General features: G+C 43.1%; 23 protein-coding genes. 8 read left to right on the forward strand and 15 right to left on the reverse strand.

Annotation, left to right across the window (positions count from 1 at the left end):
• Positions 1–128: 128 nt before the first annotated feature.
• Positions 129–2,165, reverse strand: coding sequence for a polysaccharide biosynthesis protein (locus ACK8HY_RS13855; protein ID WP_416133958.1), 2,037 nt, complete (start codon positions 2,163–2,165; stop codon positions 129–131).
• Between the two features lie 333 nt (positions 2,166–2,498).
• Between ACK8HY_RS13855 and ACK8HY_RS13860 the strand changes: the two genes are divergently transcribed.
• The gene (locus tag ACK8HY_RS13860; RefSeq protein ID WP_416133959.1) at positions 2,499–3,296 is read left to right on the forward strand and encodes a tyrosine-protein phosphatase; all 798 of its coding nucleotides are present in this window, start codon (positions 2,499–2,501) and stop codon (positions 3,294–3,296) included.
• Between the two features lie 152 nt (positions 3,297–3,448).
• On the opposite strand, the gene ACK8HY_RS13865 is transcribed toward ACK8HY_RS13860, so the two are convergent.
• Both ACK8HY_RS13865 and ACK8HY_RS13870 read right to left on the reverse strand, forming a co-directional pair.
• Entirely contained in the window at positions 3,449–5,044 is a 1,596-nt protein-coding gene (locus ACK8HY_RS13865; protein WP_416133960.1) for a hypothetical protein, read from the reverse strand.
• A 46-nt stretch (positions 5,045–5,090) separates the two neighbouring features.
• Positions 5,091–5,264 carry a hypothetical protein gene (locus tag ACK8HY_RS13870; RefSeq protein WP_175992139.1) on the reverse strand — a complete coding sequence of 58 codons (174 nt, stop codon included), beginning with the start codon at positions 5,262–5,264 and terminating at the stop codon, positions 5,091–5,093.
• A 391-nt stretch (positions 5,265–5,655) separates the two neighbouring features.
• Between ACK8HY_RS13870 and ACK8HY_RS13875 the strand changes: the two genes are divergently transcribed.
• The 3 genes from ACK8HY_RS13875 (at position 5,656) to ACK8HY_RS13885 (ending at position 8,463) form a co-directional block, all read left to right on the forward strand.
• On the forward strand, positions 5,656–6,009 hold the full coding sequence (locus tag ACK8HY_RS13875; protein ID WP_416133961.1) for a hypothetical protein: 354 nt from the start codon (positions 5,656–5,658) through the stop codon (positions 6,007–6,009).
• A 434-nt stretch (positions 6,010–6,443) separates the two neighbouring features.
• Positions 6,444–6,614 carry a hypothetical protein gene (locus ACK8HY_RS13880; protein ID WP_416133962.1) on the forward strand — a complete coding sequence of 57 codons (171 nt, stop codon included), beginning with the start codon at positions 6,444–6,446 and terminating at the stop codon, positions 6,612–6,614.
• Between the two features lie 28 nt (positions 6,615–6,642).
• Positions 6,643–8,463: a hypothetical protein gene (locus ACK8HY_RS13885; RefSeq protein WP_416133963.1), complete on the forward strand. Its 1,821-nt coding sequence runs from the start codon at positions 6,643–6,645 to the stop codon at positions 8,461–8,463.
• A 545-nt stretch (positions 8,464–9,008) separates the two neighbouring features.
• Here ACK8HY_RS13885 and ACK8HY_RS13890 read toward each other — a convergent pair.
• The 3 genes from ACK8HY_RS13890 to ACK8HY_RS13900 are packed head-to-tail and all read right to left on the reverse strand — an operon-like array spanning position 9,009 to position 12,164.
• Positions 9,009–9,797, reverse strand: a complete 789-nt coding sequence (locus tag ACK8HY_RS13890; protein WP_416133964.1) for an HAEPLYID family protein — start codon at positions 9,795–9,797, stop codon at positions 9,009–9,011.
• 39 nt (positions 9,798–9,836) lie between these two features.
• A complete protein-coding gene (locus tag ACK8HY_RS13895) occupies positions 9,837–11,027 on the reverse strand; it encodes an aminopeptidase C (protein WP_416133965.1) in 1,191 nt (396 codons plus the stop codon).
• A 9-nt stretch (positions 11,028–11,036) separates the two neighbouring features.
• The gene (locus tag ACK8HY_RS13900; protein WP_416133966.1) at positions 11,037–12,164 is read right to left on the reverse strand and encodes an acyltransferase family protein; all 1,128 of its coding nucleotides are present in this window, start codon (positions 12,162–12,164) and stop codon (positions 11,037–11,039) included.
• Between the two features lie 302 nt (positions 12,165–12,466).
• On the opposite strand from ACK8HY_RS13900, the gene ACK8HY_RS13905 reads away from it, so the two are divergent.
• Positions 12,467–14,788, forward strand: coding sequence for a TonB-dependent receptor (locus tag ACK8HY_RS13905; RefSeq protein ID WP_416133967.1), 2,322 nt, complete (start codon positions 12,467–12,469; stop codon positions 14,786–14,788).
• Positions 14,789–14,793: 5 nt separating this feature from the next.
• On the forward strand, positions 14,794–15,573 hold the full coding sequence (locus ACK8HY_RS13910; protein ID WP_416133968.1) for a DUF4249 domain-containing protein: 780 nt from the start codon (positions 14,794–14,796) through the stop codon (positions 15,571–15,573).
• Between the two features lie 3 nt (positions 15,574–15,576).
• Here the strand turns inward: ACK8HY_RS13910 and ACK8HY_RS13915 are convergent, their stop codons facing one another.
• On the reverse strand, positions 15,577–16,680 hold the full coding sequence (locus ACK8HY_RS13915; protein ID WP_416133969.1) for an endonuclease/exonuclease/phosphatase family protein: 1,104 nt from the start codon (positions 16,678–16,680) through the stop codon (positions 15,577–15,579).
• A gap of 307 nt (positions 16,681–16,987) precedes the next feature.
• Between ACK8HY_RS13915 and gldL the strand changes: the two genes are divergently transcribed.
• Together gldL and gldM are read left to right on the forward strand one after the other, a co-directional pair.
• On the forward strand, positions 16,988–17,800 hold the full coding sequence (gldL, locus tag ACK8HY_RS13920; RefSeq protein ID WP_416133970.1) for a gliding motility protein GldL: 813 nt from the start codon (positions 16,988–16,990) through the stop codon (positions 17,798–17,800).
• Positions 17,801–17,830: 30 nt separating this feature from the next.
• On the forward strand, positions 17,831–19,366 hold the full coding sequence (gene gldM, locus ACK8HY_RS13925) for a gliding motility protein GldM (protein WP_416133971.1): 1,536 nt from the start codon (positions 17,831–17,833) through the stop codon (positions 19,364–19,366).
• A 121-nt stretch (positions 19,367–19,487) separates the two neighbouring features.
• On the opposite strand, the gene ACK8HY_RS13930 is transcribed toward gldM, so the two are convergent.
• The 8 genes from ACK8HY_RS13930 to ACK8HY_RS13965 form a co-directional block, all read right to left on the reverse strand.
• Entirely contained in the window at positions 19,488–19,883 is a 396-nt protein-coding gene (locus ACK8HY_RS13930; RefSeq protein WP_416133972.1) for a hypothetical protein, read from the reverse strand.
• Positions 19,884–20,068: 185 nt separating this feature from the next.
• Positions 20,069–20,236, reverse strand: a complete 168-nt coding sequence (locus ACK8HY_RS13935) for a hypothetical protein (protein ID WP_416133973.1) — start codon at positions 20,234–20,236, stop codon at positions 20,069–20,071.
• Positions 20,223–20,513 (reverse strand): hypothetical protein, encoded by a 291-nt coding sequence (locus tag ACK8HY_RS13940; protein ID WP_416133974.1) that lies wholly within the window; start codon positions 20,511–20,513, stop codon positions 20,223–20,225. Before ACK8HY_RS13940 ends, ACK8HY_RS13935 begins: the two co-directional genes overlap by 14 nt.
• Positions 20,514–20,596: 83 nt before the next feature.
• Complete coding sequence (locus ACK8HY_RS13945; protein ID WP_416133975.1) at positions 20,597–21,061, reverse strand: DUF5675 family protein; 465 nt, start codon at positions 21,059–21,061, stop codon at positions 20,597–20,599.
• A complete protein-coding gene (locus ACK8HY_RS13950) occupies positions 21,061–21,690 on the reverse strand; it encodes a fibronectin type III domain-containing protein (protein WP_416133976.1) in 630 nt (209 codons plus the stop codon). Before ACK8HY_RS13950 ends, ACK8HY_RS13945 begins: the two co-directional genes overlap by 1 nt.
• A 100-nt stretch (positions 21,691–21,790) precedes the next feature.
• Positions 21,791–22,225: a hypothetical protein gene (locus tag ACK8HY_RS13955; protein WP_416133977.1), complete on the reverse strand. Its 435-nt coding sequence runs from the start codon at positions 22,223–22,225 to the stop codon at positions 21,791–21,793.
• Between the two features lie 71 nt (positions 22,226–22,296).
• A complete protein-coding gene (locus ACK8HY_RS13960) occupies positions 22,297–22,614 on the reverse strand; it encodes a hypothetical protein (RefSeq protein WP_416133978.1) in 318 nt (105 codons plus the stop codon).
• A 138-nt stretch (positions 22,615–22,752) separates the two neighbouring features.
• The gene (locus tag ACK8HY_RS13965) at positions 22,753–23,793 is read right to left on the reverse strand and encodes a histidine kinase (protein ID WP_416133979.1); all 1,041 of its coding nucleotides are present in this window, start codon (positions 23,791–23,793) and stop codon (positions 22,753–22,755) included.
• Positions 23,794–23,795: the final 2 nt, after the last annotated feature.

Raw genomic sequence — 23,795 nt, forward strand, 5'->3', positions numbered from 1 at the left:
ATTGACAAGTTTTTATTGGAGAAGAAAATACAGTCCATAAAAAAATCCCTTTGCAGGGATTTTTATTGTATTTGTCTAAGCATTTTATTTTAATCCATTGGAATGCGCATCCAACGGCTGTTTCTTTGTTATACTTTTTTTATCAGCGAATAAACGGGGACATCATCAACAAGCTCCTGTTCAATCCGATTATCCAAAGCCTCATACTCGGAATTTTGAGACTTAAATTCAGGGACGATTCGTTTCATAGCCGCAACCAAGTCCATAAAATCCGGCAGGTGCTGATCCGCATCCACGATCTGCTGGCAAACTGCATTGATACGTTCCGCCTTTAAATGCAATTCATCGTGGTTTACTTTTGCAATCATAATTTTCGGATGGTGCGTTTTGACGGTGTTTTCATTATTGGCCAAAAGTTCCTCGTAGATCTTCTCTCCCGGGCGCAGGCCGACGATTTTGATATCAATATCCTCCGGATACCGGTAACCTTTTAACTTGATCATGCGTTTGGCCAAATCCATTATTTTAACGGATTTCCCCATATCAAAGACAAATATCTCGCCACCCTTGCCCATTACGCCAGCTTCCTGTACCAACTGACAGGCTTCCGGAATAGTCATAAAGAAACGCGTGATCTCCGGATGCGTCAGGGTCAATGGCCCACCACTGGCCATCTGTTTCTCAAACAGCGGAATGACCGATCCATTTGAACCAAGCACATTTCCAAACCTAGTGATGATAAAACTGGTTTCGGATCTACCGCTACAGCTGCTCACATAAATTTCAGCCATGCGTTTGGTCGCCCCCATCACATTTGTCGGGTTGACGGCTTTATCCGTAGAAACCATCACCATTTTCTTGGTACCATATTGCATGCATAGATCGGCGACATTTTTACTTCCGAGTACATTTGTCTGAATGGATTCATACGGATTTGCTTCCATCAATGGCACATGTTTATAGGCGGCAGCATGGAAGACCAGATCAGGTTTGTACTGCGCGAATATATTTTGCATAAACGCGTAGTTGCGCACATCGCCAACAATGCAATGTAAATGCTCGGGCTGCGTTGCCTTAATTGATTGCTGGATATCATATAAAGCAGATTCTGCCTGATCCAGTAAAATCAATTTACTATAGTAGCGCCTGGCAATCTGACGGGCAAGCTCTGAACCAATCGAACCAGCGGCACCCGTAACCAGAATCACCTTACCTTTCATCTCCCCTTCGATTTCCGGATGATCCAGCTTAATCGGCTTACGGCCGAGTAAATCTTCGATTTTTAACGGACGGATCTCCCGTTTGGCGCCAGAATTGAGCAAGATACGGGCCGGTGGCATAATTTTAAGTTCGAGGCCTACATTTTGAAACCAGTCCGACACATATTCCAAGCGTTCGGGATCATTATTCTCCACGGCAATAATCACCTGCGTGATCTCATGTTTGTCAATATATTCCTTGGTAATTTCGGTGATGTCTTTAATTTTCAATCCTGCAAGGCGTTTTCCGATTCGGGAGACTTTATCTTCCACAAAGGCAACAACTTGATATTTGATCCGTGGATCTTCTTTCAATAAAGAGAACGACACCAGTCCCGGACGGGAAGCACCGAAAATCAACACATTTTCACCTTTTCGTGCCGGTAGGAACAAATACTCAAAAATTGTTCGGTAAACCACCCGTGCGCCAACCATAATCACCAGCAAGATACAGGCCTGCATCGTTAAAACACCATAAGAAAGACGAAGGTAGTCCCCTGCCATCGTTCCCTTTCCCACCACAGCCTTCACCACCAAGGTCAACAGCATCAGTAGCATATAGGCAGATGCAACAGTCTTAAATATTTTTATGGTATCGCGGATACCCGTTTGACGCACAATACCTCTGTAGGTATTATAACACAAAAACATGATAAAGTATATGGGTAAAACAAGTACCAGTTTCTTCAACATCAGCGCCACATCAAAGACACCCTTAAAATTATTGACCACATAGTTTGAAAACACATAGCTTGCGAATACAAACCACATATCGATCAGCAAAATGACCCATCGAGGATTATCTTTCCGCAACCGTTTTCTTAAATCCCATAGAGATCCCATCATAGCTTTCTTCCCGTTTAGTTTATTTTCTTTACCGTCGTATGCTCCTATTGAAGCTAACACAACGCATATGGCTTGTTTCAATTTTGCAAAGAATGACCAAGATACTTAAAATTTAATAATCCTTTGGCCGTATTATTCAAATATCAATAACGACAACACCATCCTGCGCTAGCTTTTGTATCATCGTGGACTAAGCAACTATTATACCGAAAATATTACAAACAACGATAAAAGTTAAAAATTTGCTCACAAAACCGCTTTAAAATTTATTATATTTCAACAAAACAATACTCCTTTTATATTCGTGCTCTCCTTCATAAACGTTAAAACTGGCATATTGTTTGTAAAACATTCTGTGAGACAGACAAAACCATGTAACTGAACAAGTATATTATGAATTTTTTAACCAATTTGTTTAAACATAAAAAGTCTTCATCCATCAGACCCTTGGCCCAGCTGGAATTTTTGGAAGTGGATATGCACAACCACCTGCTCCCCGGAATAGATGATGGCAGCACTTCCGTAAAAAATTCTATTGCTTATATTCAAGAATTACAGCGTTTGGGCTTAAAGAAATTTATCTGTACCCCGCATATTATGGCCGGTGTACACCCCAATAACAAGTCTAGTATCGAGGCTGCACAAGCTGCCCTTGTCAAAGGATTGAAAGACAATGGAAATGCAGCAGATATTTTTGCCGCGGCGGAGCATATGATCGATGATGGCCTCGCATCGCTTATTCAACAGGACGAGCTCTGTGTCATGCCTGGGGGTTATGTCCTGATCGAGATGTCCTATCTGTCTGAATCCAAAGCACTTTTTCACACAATTTTGGCGATCCAGCAACTTGGTTACAAACCAATTCTGGCACATCCCGAGCGCTATAACTATTATCACGGCAATTTTAATATTTACAAACAGATCAAGGATGCAGGCTGCCTATTGCAATTGAACTTATTGTCACTCAGCCGTTATTACGGTGTAGACAGTAAGGCGATTGCCATGACCTTGCTCAAATCGGGCATGTATGATTTTGTCGGTACAGACCTGCACCATGAACGGCATCTAGAAGCGCTCAAAAATATAGCCGAGAAATATCCGGTTCGTGATATGCTAAAAACCTCGCCCATTTTAAATCAGACCCTATTAGATCATCTGGACAGTCGTAAATCGCAAGGAATTGCAGGCTAAAAAACCGAACTGTCCTTTTTTGTGTCCAGCAAGGGATCAAGTGATCCGACAAGCAACAATACATACGAACGAAGAAAGCATTCTATAAAAAAACGCATTCCCCAAATTGGGGAATGCGTCGCTATTAATTTATTATCCAAATAAGTTAGCACTTATTTACCTGCCGGTGAATTTTTCACACAACGGATCTGAACCGCTTCAGCATCTGTTGCAGTTCTCCAACCAATACCATAACCAATATTTCCAGCACTTCCGGTTAAATGCAATGTTCTGTAACCACCTGCTGTTGCCGACACTAGATAAGCAGCTTCTCTTCCTCTTGTAGAGCCAATATCGTCATTCGGGTAGTAACCGCCATACGAAAAGAACAAATATTTACTACGCTGATCAACCGAAAGAGTAACCGGATCTGTCAATACACCAAAGAACATTCCCAAAGCACTATTTGAAGTACCATCAAAATAATCCACATAACGTGCCGGTGGGCTCCAAGGATTTGGACCAGGGTTATCAGCACCACCTGAATTGGTACGATCCCAAAGTTTTTGGATTTCCGATTCCATAGGCAATCTCCAGGCACCGGCAGGAGCCACCAATTGACAAGGGTCTCCTGTTCCACCATTCGATGCATTGGCAGAAGAGTTGGTGCCATTGATCTGCTTAGGCAGTAGACGGCCTGGGAACCAATAGTCACCCTTTCCAAAAGAATACACGCCAGTAGCTGGATCATAGACCAGATTGTTCAAGGCCCAATCTTCATCACCAACATTCACTGAAACCGGAGCCTTTAATTTAAATTCCAGTACATACTTTACACCCGGTTTCAGGTTCCAGCCACCTTTGCTGATATCCTTCGCTGCGCTTCCGCCGATCGACAAACCTTTTAATCCTATCAGTCCATTTGCTGTCGCTGCTGTCGCTATAAAAGTAGAGTCAGAATTGATCACTCCACCCGTTGTATTTTTCAATTTAAAAGCCACCGGGCTTACCGTACCTTTGAAGGTAAGGGCGCTTGTATTCAGGTTCACATCAACAGCTGCATTAGAAGGTTCGATTGTCGCTCCAGCAATACTGCTTACCGAGCCCACAGCCGAAGCATCGAATTTTAAGGTCACCTGAGTAAATAAGTGCTCAAGATCCGCATTCAATACGTTTTGACCTTCTTTTACCTCAAAAGGCACCTGATCCAACATAAAATCCTGATCAGCTGTAAGACCTTCAAAATTTACCGCACTTAATTTTGTACCGGGTGAAATTGAGGGTAAAGTCTTATTTGAACCCGAAGCATAAATGACAAATGTGTAATTCCCCTTTTCGATCGCAAAATCCTGTGCAGCGTTTCCCTGTGTGAAAGATTTCGTCTCTTTATAATCACCTGCTGCATCAAAAATCGCCACATAATATACAGTTCCCGGTTTCAAGGCCTGTTGTTCACTGCCCGTAGACGCAGTTGCCGCACGGCTTGAAGCTTTTAGAGCAGGAGCAGCGGCTTCCTGAGCAGTTAAGCTCGCCACCAGTGTATATTGGTTATCAAAAGGTATTTCTACGGTCTGTGTTGCCGAAGCAAAAGAACGGCCCGCCGAAGCAGCTTTAACCGGACTTGTCTTCGCATAGGCCTGACCGATATTTAAACGTACAGTTGTCCCTTCAGGTACTATGGCACTGTTATTATCTTTACTACACGAAGAGATTAATAAGGCACAGGCCAAGATAGAAGCGAAACCAAATTTTATTGTAAACTTATTCATGAAAAATGATTGTTTATATCACTAATTAATTAACTCGCCTTATCTACTACCAATCGATCTCTTGCGTCTGTGTTTCAGTCTGCCAAGATTCGGTTACTGAACTGTTTACAGAACCAGCTGCAACACTATATTCCAATTCTACGTTTTGAGCATGCATACGAGGAGCTTCATAAGGTAAGCGGCCGTTTAGATTAGCCAAGTTTTCTTTGTTCGTTTTCATTTCCTATATTTTTAAAAATGTTCTAAAGCGATTCCCTGTTAGTGTAAATAATACACTACATTAAAAAGACTGTATATAATTCATACAAAGACTTTTAAAACCGAATAATATGACACTTCTTTAGTTCAGAAGTTGGGCAAAAGTAGCTATTCTTTGGGATTGAGCGCAGGATTTCGCGCCATGTTTCTTTTTCTGTAGCTAAGCCACTACAATCCATCTCAGAACAAGCATTTTACATGACATTTGGATGAGATTTAAGGCAAGATTTGGAACAAACCTGCCAAAAAAAAGAGTCTGACGTGATTTTTTAAAAATGCCTAAAAGAATGAGATTTAATCGGGAATCGAAAATAAGCTTTTAAAAAGTTGGTTGCTTAAACACTTTAGTTATTATGAAAACTAAAACTGAAAACAGCATTGAAAAGTCAAAAAAACAAATAGATATATATTTTTCTAAAACAATAACTATAAATGCCTATTACTGTTTTTCAATAAAATTTAAAAAAGACAGTAGTAACAAATATCTTAATTTAGAAAAAAGCGACTATATTAGGAAATTGATTATCGATATTAAACACACACACTATAATTCAAAAATAAAGCAACATAAGCGTATACGTATAACTACTGACAATAAAGAAAGTGACTGTTCAAACACATTAATTATAAAACAAAAATTTACCGAAAAAAAATCACTCAACTTTAAAACAAAAGGTAAACAACTTTGTTCAAGCAGAGTATTGTAATCAAATGATACAACAAAAAAGTATTAAAAGACAGGTCTATTTTACATTAAATGACAGTTATACGAAAAAACAGGTAAACCATAAACGATGAAAAGGAAACATCTTCAAATATCAACTGAATTTTATATTGGAAAATAATTTACAATTTTTTTTTGCACAAGTTGATATTTAGTCGTAATATTACAATTCGAAAACATGCAATGTTTTAGCCAAATTAGGAAAAAGTAGTAGACATATATAAATTTATAACAGCATAAATAGGATTATTATAACAGAATTGGCGCAGCGATAACGACAATCCTTGTCTGTACGCAGAGACAAGCAGCTTATCAAAACGTTAATTTTTTAAATTTCTAACAATGAAAAATTAAATTGTCCATTAAATTTTAAAACCCATGCTAGCAATAGCATGAAATTATCCAAATAATATTATCATGAATAAGAACGCAAAAAAAATGTACGTTGCTCCGTCCATTGTGGAGAACGTAGTTGAATTGGAGCAAGGAATTGCTGCTGGATCAGGAAATGCCGCACCCGGAAATTCACCAACTCTTAATGAAGAAGAAGGTGCTGGTGGTTCTGGCTGGAACACTGACGGTTTTTAATCAATTACCTTAATCAAACAATTCAATTATGAAAACAACCAATAACAATTTAGCAAGCAAGTTTGCTCTTGCGGCATTTTTAGCACTTGGCACCCTGGCGGTAACAAGTTGTAACAAAGATAAAAATCAGAACGGCCAGGAAGTCCCATCTGATCAAAGTCAACTAGTGGTTCGTATCGCCGGCATCAACGACGGCGAAAGCACGGTCAAAAAAGGAAGTACATCTAAAGGCAAATCTGGCAATCATTCAATCGAGCTGGTACAATCCAATGGATTTGATGCAATCGTAGCAGTAGACAACAAGGTACCTTCCAATGATGCTTCCGCATTCTCTTCAGTTGCATCAAGAGCTTCCAATGGGTTAAAGGCTGCTACACCAATAGGGTCTACGACCACATATCGCTTATATTTATACAAAAACAATGGCGGAACTTATACTTTCACCAAATCTGTGCAATTTACTCCTGGCTCAGAGACACCAATTCAGATACCTAACGGATCTTACAAATGGGTAGCTTTATCTTACAACAACACGGATGCAATACCAGATGGAGATGCATCGAATAATCTTGTATTGCCACAAAACAAAGATGTGCTTTATGCAACATCAGGCGCAACAGATATCATCATTAATAGCAATACAGCTCCTTTAAACATTACTTTCAACCGCCTGTATGCACGTATTGCTATTGAAGTCAACACGTTAGGTATGTTTGCACCGATAAACTCGGCTACTATAGCAGTTACCGGACAAAGCGCAAAAGCAGCAACTCTTAATCTGGAGACTGGTGCACTGACAGTAGCGGCATCCGGTGGAACACCGGCATTGACAGAGGTGAATTTCACCAATCTTGATGGTAATGCAGCAAGAAAGATTGCCTACTATTATACAGCAGATGAAACCGCCCAAAACTTAACCGTTTCTGTAACAAATCTGAAAATTCAGCTTGATAACAACACCGAGCGGAGCTTTGGCGCGACAACGCTTACACAAAATAAAGCGATTACTCCTGTACGTGGCAAAAACCACCGTTTCTTAGTGGGTATTACTGAATCCGCATTAACCTATGGCACTGGTGCTGGTTTAGCCCAATGGTCTAGATCAAATTTATACTATAAACCAGGCGATGCCACACCGTACCGTTTTTACCACACCAACCCGCAGACAAACGATCCTAACAGCTATTTCTCATTCGGAGCACATCTTCCACGCGTATTGGCAAGTGCAAATGCTGCAGTAGACGCTTGTGCACTCGTTTATCCAGCAGGTCTTTGGAAAACACCTACGGCAGCACAATTAGAAAATGTAACTTCTCGTGGTCTTCTTGGTGGTTTATTGGGTGATCTTGGACTAACAAATGTTGCCGGAATCGATGCCTTAGTTCTTGTTCAGGATGCATTAGCCGCTCCCGTGGCAAACTCAACAGCTACTGCGACCTATTCAGAATTTACACCTACTGCAGGAAACAACGCTGCATATGGGGCTGCTAATTCATCAGTAAACAGATTGCGTTTCAACTACAATGGCTATATGAACACATTGGGGGCAATAAATAATTTGATTACTCTTGATTTGGGAAATACTTATGGTAGCTATAACGCATTCTGGACAAGTGAAAACTTAATCGGATCGCCTGTCATCAATCTTGGGGTAAAATATCATCTAGGACATACGACAGTAGGTAACTACAAAGCTTATAGAACAACAAGCCTTTTAAGCGCGGGTCTTCTTGGAGCAGTAAGTGTCATCAACTCACCATTAATGAATATCCGTTGTGTACGTGATGCAACATGGGCAGCGAAAAGTGCAGCAGCGAATTATGAACCAATGCCAGTTTATCCTAACTAAGCTTAAAGGCTAATCATATTCATTGAATTAAATCAGTTAATTCAATAACAGTAAACAGGAGCCGCTCTTACGAGTGGCTCCTGTTTGTTACATCACTACGGTCCCATTTCGATTTCAACAAAATCATCTTTACCTAATCAACGAAATTAGTTGATCCATCAATTCCAATTTTTACAGGTCTGTCATGCATTAAAAACAATCATACAATCATATTGATAGAAAAGCGGCTAGATTTGATCTAGCCGCTTTTCTATTGTAGCCTACTGCCTACAAAATATTATTTTCACACTTTTTAACACAACTTGAATCTTTTTTTACACAAAAATTTCCAACAATATTTTTTACATTTGGCGCGTCAAGTCATTTTTTTTGCGTTCGACTTGATAAAACTATTTGGATAATGTGGAACGGAGGCGTCCGTTCCACTATTTTATTTCACCCTATCAACCAACACATTACATCGAAAAACAGTATTTTTCGTCCCAACGACGTTTCCTATTTTTATACGAATTGGGCGATCAGCAATCATCCTAAAAGTGATCCATTTAAAGTTGATAAATCAGACGGAAAAATGAACTGATCGTCTCTTCCCTGCTGCCCACTGGAAAGCCTACCGCCATACCGATTGCCAATTTATCGTTAATTCCCAGTTTTACCTGAGGCCGAAGCGTTGTCTCCAGACTACCAGACTCGACCTGCTGATTAACTTCAAGTCCAATAAAATGATCGGTCTGCGGCAATGTATAATGGAAGGAAGTATTGATCTGCCAGTTCATCTGCGTCTTTCCAGATTTATAATGATAGGCTATTTCCGGTCCTGTATAGACCAAGGTATGCCAGTTGCTGTACCAACTCTTCGCAGCCACAAAAAAGGGATTAAAAGCAGTTCCGCCCTCGACAAAATTAAAAATCTGGGTGTAGCCCATCGCTAATGTTGTTGCATGCTTCTTGGAAACATAGAACGAATACTGTGATGACAAGCGTAGCCTTTCGAGCGCATTGCTGGAGGCGATGCCATTCACTTTGCTCTTCGAATAGACAAAATCGGTTTCCACTTCCAAGCCCAGGCGATCCATAGGCGCAAACTCGTATTCCATTAAATAACCGTATTCATCCATCTTTCGCATCCTGGTAATATCTGTACCGATATTGAATTCCTTCTCCCCTTTTCTTGCTCCCAGGTCGCGCACAAGATCATTGTACAGGGGTTCGGCATGGTGCACCTTATCGGGTATCGTTCGGCTTTCTTGCGCCTGAGCAATCGTAGAAAATGAGCGTATCCAGGTCATCAGGAAGACTACAGAGCATTGTATAAGGATGTTGTTGTTTTTCATACAACAAAGCTCCGACCCAATTATGGAAACAATTGGGAATTAGCGGTCGTTCAACTTCATTTTAGCTAACAGCGTAGGACTGAGCCCATTTTTATTTAACATCAGCGTAATCGTTTTATATTTCACATAGGCTTTGCTGATATACATATATCCTTTAAAATCATTGGCCTTACCCCAGGAATTTTTAACAAGATAGTATTCCTTGCCCGTTTGATCCTTGGCCAGTCCAACAATATGCATCGCATGATCGTCCGTGGTTGTATAATTGTCAAAAGCCGCCTGCCTTTCTTCGGCTGTGATCTTTTTCTCCGGCATTGGTTTTACGAACATTTTCTTTTTTTCGTCCTTCGTCATCCTGTCAACTGATTTTTCAGGCACATAAGCAATCCCATACTGCCAGGAGAAACTTTTTTCGGACACATCCGTCGTCCAGGCAAGCGTATAACCCTGCTGCAATGCATGGTCAATGATATCGGTGAGTTCTTGCATAGGTACATTATAAAAGCGGTCAAAGGACCAGTTATCCGGCACCAACAGCACAAAAGGCTTATAATAAGGCTGATCCGTTACTGACGCAAAGCCAATGTAATCGTCCGGATCAATCCCGATCATCTGATCCGCAAAGGTACGCGCGGTATAAGTCTTTCCCTTATAGTCGAATTTTTCGGGCAGCTCTCCAAGATGCGTATCCAGTATAGCGGTATAGGCACGCTCCCAATTAGGTACCAGTGGCCTATTCTTGACCAATACCTTAAGCATGGCATTTAACATGGGCGTCATCTCCCTGAAATCGTTATAGGTGCGGTTGCCCCGTAGGCCCGCATAAGCTGATCTGGGCATCGCACCATATTTGCGGAATACATTCAATACATCATGCAATTGCCCACCTTCACCCATGGTCAGCCCACCATGGAGCCGCACAAAATTATGCGCCTTATCCAGGTAAGCCTGTCGTGCCGTGAAGACCTGGGAAATCTCAACAGGCGCTTTCCCCATCCGGATCATTTCCGACTCCAGAAATGAATTGCCCGTGTAGGACCAGCAGGTATTCGATGCGCCCTGTTGTTTGACCGAAGTGCAGCCCAGGTTGATGACATCGGTAAATACATACTCGGTTTTGATTCTTTTGTATTTATTTTTATTGTATATCTTCCGCCCAAAGGTGGCCAGTATTGCCCCGACAAGCAGCACAAGGAGAATAATAATAAGCTTTTTATACTTTTTTTTCATCGTTTTTTATTAACGTCCACCACTGATAATGGCTGTAAACCTAGGCCAAAACTGCCTTAATAAACTGTATATAACCAAACCCAATACAATGATTATCGTAGGGCAAGCCAGGTAGAGAAACAATAATAATCCCTCCGTCTGAGGTTGAAGCAGCTTAAATAAAAATTTGATCACAAAGACCAAAGGCAAGCGATGGTAGGCATAAATAAAAAAGCTGCTATCGGCCAAAAATGCATTCGTGCGCCAGCTTCCCTTTTCAATGAAATGCGCAGCTACCGTCACTACAGTAATCAGTCCAATGATAATTCCGGCACAATATAAGGTGGTCCACCAGGCTGAACCACGAAAAAGAATTTGTACCAACATCAGGAGGACATATAATATCGCAGCAATCGATAACATGGGCCGCATACCAACGACGAAGTTTTTGTTGTTGATGCTAAAATAAGCGCCTGCTGTAAAGAAAAAGAAAGAAACAGTGCTTAGTCCCGGCCAATAAAAATAGGGATTGAAAAACCATATCAAACCCAATATGACCACTGCATATGCCTTCAATTTTTTAATCACAAAATAAACCAGTGGCGACAGCAACACCAGCACCATCAGGTCCCGAATAAACCAAAATGGCGAGTTGATCGGTAAGGTTTTCCTCAGATGTGGATTCACATGCGAAGTATCCCATAAAGACCAGAGCCAATCCGTTAGGCTATACTCCGTTATCAGTTTGTTTCTTCCGGAAACTAAAGTTCCCGACAAAAGGGTCTGTGCAAGCAAAAGAAATACAATGACGGCTAGGTTCCAGAAAATATAAGGGACCAAAAGCGATCGTACACGTTTTTTCAGCTTCTGCAGGTAAACTCCCCAAGAGAAGCCAGCTGTTTTATAGAAAAATAAAAAACCAGAAATAAAAAAGAAAAGTGGTACACAAACCTCAAAGATCACTTTGGAAAACAAAGAAAAGATGTAGGTGAAAATGGGATAATTCACAAAACTGATCTGCTTTACACCGCCCATAACAATATCTGAAAAATCTGTATGGATAAATACCACGCCTACGATCAAGGGGAAGCGCAAAAAATCAATGGTCTTTGACTGGAGATCTTCCGCAGCCGTTTTAAAAAGATAATCTTTACCCATTAGTTAGATTTACTACATTGTTTAGCTGCTGTTAAATTACACATTTCTACCTAAATATCCATCCCGCTGTTTTGCTTTTCCCTAAACCAATATGCCGATGATCGGTAAATCCATTGCTTAAGTAAGCAGTTTCGAACAATATTCAATGTACCAAAAGCGTTACATACATAAACTAAACCGAGCAAAAAGAATGAGACATTATGCAGTCATCTTCATCTAAACTATCAAAACAAATATTAATAAAGGGTTAATACGTCATTTCATTTTTATTGTCAACAAAATCAATCCGCTAGAAGCTTCAAATGCAACCGATCATCTCTTATTTTCTTTCCATTCCCCTGGCCTTATCCCCTCTTATTGTCTCCGCACAGGCAACTGTACTAAGCGGTACTGTTCAAGACGCCATTACGGGAAAACCGCTTCACGGAGCAGTTATCCGTACAGTCAAAGACAGCATTGCGACCAGTTCAGACGTCTATGGGCATTACCGTATAGCTCTGCCCAGGGGGAGACATGACCTTAGCGTCAGTTACCTCGGTTATCAGCAGCAAACTTTGCCCATTGCACTGCGCGAATCTCTTGAACGGAATTTTGAACTAAAGCTCATACCCAATCGCATCGCCGAAGTGACGGTCTCGGCCAAAGAGCCAGGTGAAAGCATCGAAGCCCCGCAGATGAGCAGCACACAGCTCAACATGAAGGACATTCAGCATCTGCCCGTATTATTTGGCGAAAAGGATATACTCAAGACCATACAGCTCTTACCGGGTGTACAAGGCGGCGGAGAAGGTTCAAGCACCTTTCATGTGCGTGGCGGGGATGGCGGACAAAACTTAGTTTTACTCGACCAGGCTACGGTCTATAACCCCTCGCATCTGCTGGGATTTTTTTCGACCTTTAATTCAGATGCCATCAAGGACGTGCAGCTCTACAAGGGCGGAATACCAGCACAATTTGCCGGACGGATCTCCTCTGTATTGGACATTGCCCTATTGGATGGCAACAAACAACGATTTTCCGGCGAAGGTGGGCTGGGGATCATTGCTTCACGGTTAAAATTGGAGGGACCGATTGAACAAGATAAAAGCTCTTTTCTGTTCAGCGCCCGGCGTTCCTATGCGGATTCCTTTTTAAAACTGGTGAAAAGTAAAGATATGGATCAAAATAGGCTGTATTTTTATGATCTGAATGCCAAACTCAGTTTTAACCTGGGCAAGAAAAGCACCTTATACCTATCGGGCTATCGGGGCAAGGACAAATTAAAGTACAGTGACCTATTTAACATTGCCTGGGGCAATACCACGGCAACGGCACGACTGAGCCAGCAGTTTAATGATAAACTATCCAGCAGTAGTTCCCTTGTTTACAGCGGGTTCAATTATGAGGCCGGTGTTTCCAGCGAACAGATCGATTTTCAGGTCGCCTCCAATATCCGGAACATCCAAGCCAAACAGGATTTTTCCTACCATGCGAATGCCAATCATACCTTTCGGCTCGGTGTAGGCGCTTTGGCCCAGTCCATCCGGCCGGCCAATCTTTCCGCCGGCAAAAATCAGTCGGTCAACCCGACAGCCGTTGAAAGCCAACGTGGCGTTGATCTGGGCGGCTATATTTCCCATGAATGGAAACCTACTTCAGCCCTGTCGGTACAATATGGCATCCATGTCCATGATTTTATGGTGCTGGGCAAGCGCAGCTTTTATCAATTTGATAAAAATGGGGTGCCCATTTCCGAAAAACGTGATAACAGCCGGATTGCCAAGCATTATATCAATCTAGAGCCCCGCCTGTCTGCCAGTATGCTACTGGATGAACACAGCAGCCTAAAGGTTTCGTACAACCGCATCGGCCAAAACCTGCATCAATTGACCAATAGCAGTGCCAGCCTGCCCACGGACCAGTATGTACTCAGTAGCCTCCATATCAAACCACAACTTGTGGACCAGGCTGTTGTAGGTTACTTTCGCAGCTTTTCAGCCAAGCAATATGACTTGTCGATAGAGGCCTATTATAAACGCCTGGGCAATCAGATTGATGTACGCAATGGCGCCAGTTTACAGGCAAACGCTTACTTCGAGGGCGAGCTGCTCTTTGGTATAGGCAGGGCCTATGGCCTGGAAGCCTACCTGCGCAAAAACAGTGGGCGTCTTAAAGGCTGGATTAGCTATACCCTATCCAAAAGCCGGCGTAAGTTTAACGGAATCAATAACGGCAACTGGTTCAATGCACGCCAGGACCGTACACATGATCTCGCCATCGCAGCGAATTATTCCCTATCAAACAGCTGGACAGTCAGCGGAACATTTGTCTTCCATACCGGAAATGCCGTTACCTTCCCGAGCGGAAAATATCTCATCAATGGTAAATCCATGTTTTACTATACCGAACGAAACGGCTATAGAATGCCCGACTATCATCGTTTGGATTTATCCGCTAACTATGACCCAAAGCAGAATAAACGCTTTCATTCCAGCTGGACAATCGGAATATATAATGTCTATAACCGTAAAAATGCCTATAGCATTGACTTCCGCGAAAACAAGGCCAATCCAAACCAGACAGAAGCCTATAAGATTGTGCTCTTCGGAATTATTCCATCAGTCACCTGGAACTTTAAATTTTAAACCTTATGAATGCCAGACTACCTTTTGTCTTATCCAGTCTATTGCTGCTGATTTCATCCTGTGAGGAAAAAATAGATCTTGATCTCCATCAAGCTGCAGCCCGCGTAGTCATCGACGCCCAGCTAACGGATGCCAGTCCCGTTCAGCGCATACGTATTTCACATTCCGTGGGATTTGACGACGCCGTCAATACTTCGGGCATCAAAGGCGCAACAATAACAGTCAGAGACGACCAAAATCGCAGTTACAGCTTTCAATATGAAAAAGATGGTTACTATATCCATCGTAATTTCATGCCTACCGCAGGCCGGGTGTATACCTTATTGGCCAATGTAAATAAGGCGCAATACACAGCAAGCTGTCAGATGCCCCCTTATGTTGAAGTAGACAGCACAGCTATTTCCGAAAAAAGTATTGCTGGGAAAACCTACTTTTTTGCAACGCTGACCTTTAAAGATCCTGCCCGCGTTTCCAACTATTATATCTACATGCTATCAGTCAACGGCGGCCCCTTTCGTTTTGCCAGTGCACAGTCTGACCAATTCAACGATGGGCTGAACGTGACACATTATATCGCTGATCTCGAAACCGATCTTTCTCCAGGAGACCATGTCAGCGTTCGCCGCTATTGTGTGGATCAGAAAACCTATCAATACTGGAACGAATATCAAAGCAATACTATGAGTAATGCTCCCGGTAATCCCAGATCCAATATCTCCAACAATGCGCTGGGTTATTTCTCGGTTGCCCCATCAAAAGAATATAAATTACAGATCGGAAAATAATCGCTAGCTACGATTATCACTTTCCTCCTGTCGGCCCTCGCTGATGAGTTCGTCCACTTCAGCTAGTTCACCCGGGTCAAGATGTTCGATATCTTCGGCCTGCTCTTCTGAATAACGGTCAATAAAAAACGTACAGCCCATTGGGAAATGGTCCGATCCTACCGAAGGATAGATAAACAGTTTGTCGATAAACACATTGGGACTATGGAACAACAAATCCAAAGGGACCCGGAAAAACCAATAATTTGCGTGGAAGGTAGATAAAATCCCACGCCCTATACGGGCATCGATCAGCTTGCTGGTTTTCTTGAACAGTATGGAAGACCTGGCCCAGGCCACATTATTAAAGTCCCCTGTGACCACGACCGGCATCTTATAATCACGCACCCGTTTTGCCACGCTGAGCAGGTCACCATCCCGTTCTTTGGAGTTTTCCTCCTCCGTAGGACTCGGTGGTGGTGGGTGTACGGCAAAAAAAACAAAACGGTGGCCATCTACCGTTTCCAATTCGGCTTCGATACTTGGAATATCATCCGCCACAAAATAGTGGACCTGACTTCGATTGACTTTGAGGCTGGTATAGAAATGCATACCATAGGTATTATCCAGCGTAACCTTTACCACATTCGGATAGTCCGGTTCCAATACCCGCAAGGCTTTTTCCCATAGGGCATCACTCTCCATGGTCAGAAAGATCTGCGGCTTTTCTTTTTGGATCAGCTCGATGAAACGCTGATGTTCCTCATTAAACTGCAGTACATTGCAGGAGATAATTTTAATGCTTTCCGATGCATCTTTTCCCTTTTTGTATTTCTCCTTACGCCAGAATTTGGTGTAACGCACGAGGAGAAATACATGATAGCCCATTAGGAGCACCTGAACAATCTGTATAGCCCAGATCCAGGGCGATCCATCAAGCAGATAAAATCCCCAGGCCAAAGCAGGTACCTGAAAAACCAGCAGCTGCAATTTTATAAATTCGGCCACACGAAAAATCCAGTATTGACTCCTGAAAAAGGGCAATACGCCTATGATGATCAATAAGCCCGAGAAAACAAGAAAAAAGGTCTGCATATTCATTCCAAAATTACCCCAAAGATATTGCATTCTTTCCGAGGTTCTAAAGCAAAAATTATAAGCTATAACCAAAAAGCCGGAAGAACGTTTGCGTTATTTTGAAAAAAGCTTTTTCAACTTAAATAAGTGCCATATGAAGGAAGGAAAACTTAAATGAACAGGAACCTTTAGTATATTTTTTGAAAAAGGGTGGACTATTGCAGCATCAGCGCTAAATCGCTCTATAATCATTGCTATGATATACTATTAAACAGACAAATTCGTTTTATACACATGAAATCAACCAAAAAAATAATACTATCCAAGAAAAATTAAACCAAAAACATATATAAAAACTATGAGCAAGAAAAAAGACAATTCAAGATGGCTGAATGTGGCCATATCCTGGGGAGCAAGTATCGTCATCATCGGGGTGCTGTTCAAGATCCTCCATATCGGCGGCAGCACAGCCAATTATATGATCGGGATAGGGCTAGGTGTAGAGGCGCTGCTTTTCTTTCTGATGGGTTTTAATCCCCCGGCACCTGAACCCGACTGGACACGCGTATATCCTGAACTGGATGATCATTTTAATGGCGAATTGCCTGTTCGTGGCAAAGCAGTCGTGACACAGCCTGCAGGCCCGTCTGCCACAGCCGCACTCGACAAAATGTTTGCCGACGCCCATATCGAACCGGCAAGTATCGAAAGCCTGGGCCGTGGGCTACGCGATTTCAGCGAAAAAGTATCTGCTATCAATAAACTCTCCGATGTGTCGCTGGCAACAGAGGAATTCACGCAGAAACTCCGGACAGCGACCTCAAAATTTGATCACTTAAGCCTTGCTTTTGAAAAAGCATCGGAAAATCTCGTGGCCATGTCCAATACCTCCGGTGATACGGCAAGCTACCACGACCAGGTCAAACATCTGACAAGCAACCTCAGTCAGCTGAATGCCATGTACGAACGTGAACTGCGCGACTCGGCATCGCACCTGCAATCCATGAATAAGTTTTACGAGAACCTCAGCTATACCATGCAGAACTTTAACGAATCCCTGGATGACTCCAAAGCGTTTAAAGAAGAAGTGGGCAAACTGGCCAAAAATCTGAACGCATTAAATGCCATCTATGGCAATATGCTCACTGCCATGAATCAGCCACGTGTATAATTTACCCTTGTATTACTTAAAACAGAGAAAATGGCATTAGGAAGAGAAACGCCAAGACAGCGGATGATCGGCATCCTCTATCTGGTACTGCTGGCTTTACTGGCACTCAATGTACCGGATTCCATCCTGGACGCATTCAAAAATATCAACAACAGTCTCGAGACATCCAAATCAAATGTCAACACGGCTGTACAACAGCTGTTCGCAGCATTTGAAAACACCAAATTAAAAGAAGAGCCGGCACGTGCCAAGCCGATCTACGATAAAGCGAAAAAGGCACAGGCCATTATTGGCGAACTGGATAAATATATTGTATCCCTGAAAGAAGAATTCGTCAAACAGGGCGGCGGCTATGATGAGGAAAAGGGTGATCTTGTTAAACGGGAAAATGAGGACATCTCTCCCAATTTGATGATCAATGCAAAAAAAGGAACAGTCCTGAAAGACAAAATCAATGCCACCCGTAGCAAATTATTGGCGTTACTGACTCCCGAAGAGCAGAAGCTGGTGTCTTTTTCCTTGGAAGCCAAGAATCCGGAGAAGTCTGTCAATGGCAAAAAATCATGGGAAGAAATCAATTTTGGGAGTGGCACACCATTGACCGCAGCGATGACCATTCTGACGAAGATCCAGACCGATGCCCAGAATGCCGAATCTGATGTCGTCAAGATTATCCTGGGCAAAATGGATCAGGCGGTCGTCAATCTGGACAAATTTGCGGCGGTAGCTGTTGCACCTACCTCCTACCTGGTACAGGGGCAACCCTACAAAGCTGAAGTCTTTTTGACGGCATCCGATTCAAAATCCCAGCCAGCCATTTCGGTCAACGGTTCCGCGCTACAAATCGTAGATGGCAAAGGGGTATACAGCGTACCGACCAGCCGGGAGGGCATTTTTAGCTGGACCGGCGTGATCCGGGTCAAACAGACAGACGGCACCTTTAAGGAATACCGGACGCCACAGCAGACCTACCAGGTCGCGCGGCCTTCGGCGGTGGTATCTCCCGATAAGATGAATGTACTGTATATCGGGGTAAACAATCCCATCTCCGTTTCTGCTCCGGGAACACCTACGGATAAAATCCGGGTGAGCATGAGCGGTGGAAGCATATCCAGTGCGGGTGGCGGAAAATATAATGTGCGTGTCAGTTCACCGGGTACAGCCCGAATTTCCGTTTCGGCCGAAGTCGCACCGGGCAAAACACAGACCTTGAGTTCGACCGAATTCCGTGTCAAAAGAATCCCTGATCCGATTGCCAAATTTGCCGGCAAAACCGGCGGATCCATGGCCACTGTGGCACTCAAGGCACAAAATGCATTATTTGCCAAACTGGACAATTTTGACTTTGATGCTTCTTTCAAGGTGACCAAGTTTACCATGATCTTGGCCAAGCCACGTGCCGATGCCATCGTGCTCTCCACCTCGGGCGGACAGCTGAGCTCCAGCATGTCATCGGCCTTAAATGGCATCGTTCCGGGCACCCGGGTTATTTTCGACAATATCGTTGCCGTAGGGCCGGATGGAACACCAAGACAGCTGAATGCTGTCGCGTTAACAGCAAATTAGAAAAATCACCCCTACTATATATACATTCGGCCTGCACTTTGACTAGCGCAGGCCGTTTTTTTTTACCAAAAAGCCATTCCTTGATAGAAATGGCTCATAAAAAATATACTAAATGTTACTGTTATTTACGTTGACAATCAGCCGTCCAGACCTGGTCATCTTTGGTATAACCAATGGTTAATTTACCCGCATCAATGCGGATCACGCCTGTACCAGCCGAGCCAATATTAATCAAGACATTGTCTTTCTCTTCAAAGTCAACGCCATTGAGATTGGGAATACTATTGCCAAAAGCAAAGTTATAGGTATTGCCTGTTTTCGTTACGGTAACCGTACCGTCAGCAGAAGCTACATCCTTACTGTCATCTTTTAGGTCGTTAAATGCGATTTTCCCTTCGTATTTACCGATAAAAAGATTGTTGTCTGCAGGATCATCATCTTTGCTACATGAAATAAAACCAATTACGGTTGCCAAAATAAGCATACCTAAACCCCATGTTTGAATAAATTTTCTCATAGTTCGTGTGTATATGTTCATCTAAATTTTACTAAAACCAAGAGTCTAAATCCAAACTTTATGCCATTCCAACATAGCGCAAATAAGACCCGTATCCACCAAGCTATAAAAAAGTATAAATACATATCCAACGTATAAATACCAATTATGCTTCAAAACGGGCACCTAAAGTAGATGACCGACCTTCACTTTCGCTTGAATATCCTGTTCAGGACTTTACTCAACAGGAAGCTAACGAGTGTGCCAATCAATGCTGTTAACGCTCCATTGAGCAAGTCGCCTACTGAAAAAGATGCCCAGATACCACAGAGTGTACCGCCGACGGCTGAGAACCGTATATCACTGATTTTCATGCTCCGCTCCTTTCTGCCCAGTAAGCTTTTCAGCAACTTGATCATTGCGCATTAAAGCAATGGCTGTCTCCTCAGATTCCTTTGATTGACCGGGGTCTATCTTTTGGGTACTATCCTTGGTCTCTGTCTTCTGATCATCCGTATCGATGACCGATTCAATAATCCCCAACCCTAGCGCGAGGTACTGAACTATATTACGTGCCTTTCCTGGCAATTTTATGGGTGCTGTCAAGACCAACTGTAGCACCATTCCTATTTTATTGATTACTTGCTTCATTTTTTTATTTAGTATTGAGACTCTATTTAGGTAAGCCTAGGGCATTTAAGTGCTTTTGAGATCTAGTATTTATTCTTGTAAGCTTAAGATTTGCTCACAAAAGCCTGTTCGATATGTAAAGTCACCATGCCCTTTTTTACATTCCCTATAATCGCGCGATACAACTCCTTATATGCCTGAGCGGATTGATAGACTTCATAATCACCACTTTCCCTATTTTTATGAAAATATCTACCCACCAACAGACAGCCTGATGTATCTGCATGTGTATTGCCGATATGGATATAGACCATACTGAAATCGGGCACATTTTTAATTTCGACCATGCCTTGGTGCAGCTCCGGAAAATCCCTCTTATAACGCGTGTTCATGTCGCCCCAATAGTTGATCCCCAGCTTATATTTACCTATCGGAATACAGGTCCGTCCTTTGACCTTTACATCACGGATACGATCTTCGAGTACATAGCACTGAAAAATACCGTTGCAATAAAGTTCGGACAGGGTACTATTTTTCCCCTGTCGAACACGTCTGAGCAGCATATTCATTAGCGTACCAAGATATTGGCGGGGTCACTCCAGTCACCTACCCCGTGGGTATTGATGGCCCTTACCTGCACTTCATAAAACCTGCCCACCTCCAATGGTGCTATAATATTGCCCCGCGAAGAGGTTGTCGTAAACCGGTCACCCCATTCCGTAGGAATATCCGTTTTGATCCGGTAGCGGTATTCATAGATGGTGGCAATCTTCTGGCTTGCAAAATCCAGCTTCACCTGGCCCGACTGTCTTCCATCCGACAAGCGTATATTTTCCACTTTGAGCGGTACCTGTTTCGTAACGGTAGTGCTATTCGTTGGGAAGCCCGAGCTCAACAAGGTGGAGAGATGTCCCTGCGCCACCGAATTGACGTAGTAGCTCAGCTGCTGCATCGCCACCATCAGCGGTTCGCGGCTTTCATCCTTGATCGCTGTATCTTCGGGCGATCCCCTTTTGCGCGCCACAGCCAGCCGGGCCGTAAAATCATCCAATAGCGCCTGAATATCCGCCAGCGCGGGGCTTGGTGTCGGGTACTTGGCATTTCCTGTCATTGCGCCGATAATTGTATTACAGACAATGACCAATTCATCATCTTTCATTTTCCCAAATCCGATCAGGGCTTTCATTTTTGTAGCCATTTTCTTTCTATTTTATTGACCTGCAATGTTATCTTTTGACATTGACAGTATCAGTTTAAAAATCTGTTTGTTAACGCTTAAATATTCCTCGCGAGATTATTTAATACGACAAACATAGCTCGGCACCGGGGTCTACATGAAATTTTGAACCAGATTGAACGAGATTGAACTGATTTGAGCCAAGCTGATCGGCAACAAGAAGAAAATGATGGATTTTGCGCTCCATCTGTACGATTTTGCGGGGTAAAATGTCTATTCCGATCCGTGTCGAAAAGCTACTGTCCCAGGCCTGTTCAGTTTCGACCAATGGAATTTTCATTTCGACCAAGGTCGGTATTGTTTTGTCCCTGGTTTGTTCCATTCCGACCGGTGGAATTTTTACGTCGACCAAGGTCGACGCTATTCCAAACAGTGGCGGACCGATCCTGGCATTGGACTGGATCAGCTCGCCTGTGGTAAAATCAAATTGATGAGTGTCGGAATGAGTTGGACACTGGTCAAAATCAATCTCCCATAGCGCAGAACAGCACCCCACTGCGCAAAGTCGCTGTGATCGCAGGAGATCGCGAGCACCTGAGCAGGAAATCAACTAGCCCCCTACGCTAGCTAGACCTTGCCTTTCAACCTGCTTTCCTCCATGGCTTCGAGCAGATCCTCTTCAAAGTAACGGTCGTCTCCGGTCAGGGTCATCGGTTTGAGCACGCCCTCTTTTACCCGGCGCTTATACGTTGACAGGCTGATGCCCAGGTACGCGATAACTTCCATATGTGTCCAGAGTTTACGCTCGCGTAGGGTTGGATTCCTTCTTCGCTTTGTTCTGACCGCGCGGATTAAAATCGTGAGCAGCCGACAAAGCAGTGTCAAGGTTTCAGTGAGCTTTTCTATTCGATTGATTACAGTATTTAGGAAAAAATTTAAATTCATGGTCTATTGGGTTAAGACCATCAGCGTACAGGTAGAGGTATTTCCTCCGACAAAGAAAGTAAAATGACTTCTAGGTCCGCCAAGCCCTATGAAATACAGGAAATTCCCCAACGGGATGGTGAGGGTTAATACTAAATTTTAAGATAATAATTTTTCCTCATATCTCAAAAATACAGCATCCACTTGAAAAGAAGTCCCGTCATTGACAACGTTAAACTTTGCCGACGGATCCAATAACAAAAGTTGCCGTTCCAAGCGTTCGAGACCTGTTCCATGACTGACCTGATCTGTCATAGGAACCGAGGCAATGCTATTGCTGACATCGATACTGATGCGATTACCGTCAGTACCCGCTACTCTTAAAACAATAGGACGTGTTGCATCATCTGTCAGACCGTACTGCAGCGCGTTTTCGATCAAATTAAAAATCAGCATTTTGGGCACCCAAGAGTTTTCCGTATCAAGATCATGCGTAAACACAAAATGAACGGGGTCATTTTTCATCCATTCGTACATCTTGATCAGATTCTTGGCAAGCTCAATCTCCATGCGCAATGTGATCCAATGATGCTCACCAGTATGCAAATAAGCTGTTGAAATCTCACCAAACACGGTTATTGCGCCTAGCGCTTCCTTTGGCGACCTTCTGACCAGCGCTCTGATCGTAGCCATGCTATTGGCCACAAAATGAGGATTGAGCTCTTTCATTATTGTTGTCATTTCAAAATCCTGCGCTATTTTTTTCATCGATTGATAGCTGTGCCAATGGGCGACACCGGCATGCCAGCCATACATAAAACATGCAATCATCAGGCCCGGGAGCAGCAGCAATGTGACCTGCCAAAAATTTTCAATATTCCATTCATGGGGCTTCCATTCCAATGCTCCCGTACAGATACTGAATAGGATAATCAGGAGGACAAAGAGCACTATAAACAGGATCAGCAGCAACCCGAATAACCAGGCCCGATATCCAGACCATTGCAAGGCCCAAGGCAAAAAGGCATATCTTGCCACCGTGTACACAAGTATCAATAAAAAGGTGGCCGCTCCCCGCTCCGACCAATCTTTGAAAGCACTGGGTACGACCAAAAACATGTAACCCAAGAAAACAACCAAGCCACAGACCAAAAGAATATTCCGCAGGCCTGTAACGTTAAGAATACCATTCTCCTTCATCG

Source organism: Sphingobacterium sp. NGMCC 1.201703 (genome assembly GCF_047784615.1).
Taxonomy (GTDB): domain Bacteria; phylum Bacteroidota; class Bacteroidia; order Sphingobacteriales; family Sphingobacteriaceae; genus Sphingobacterium.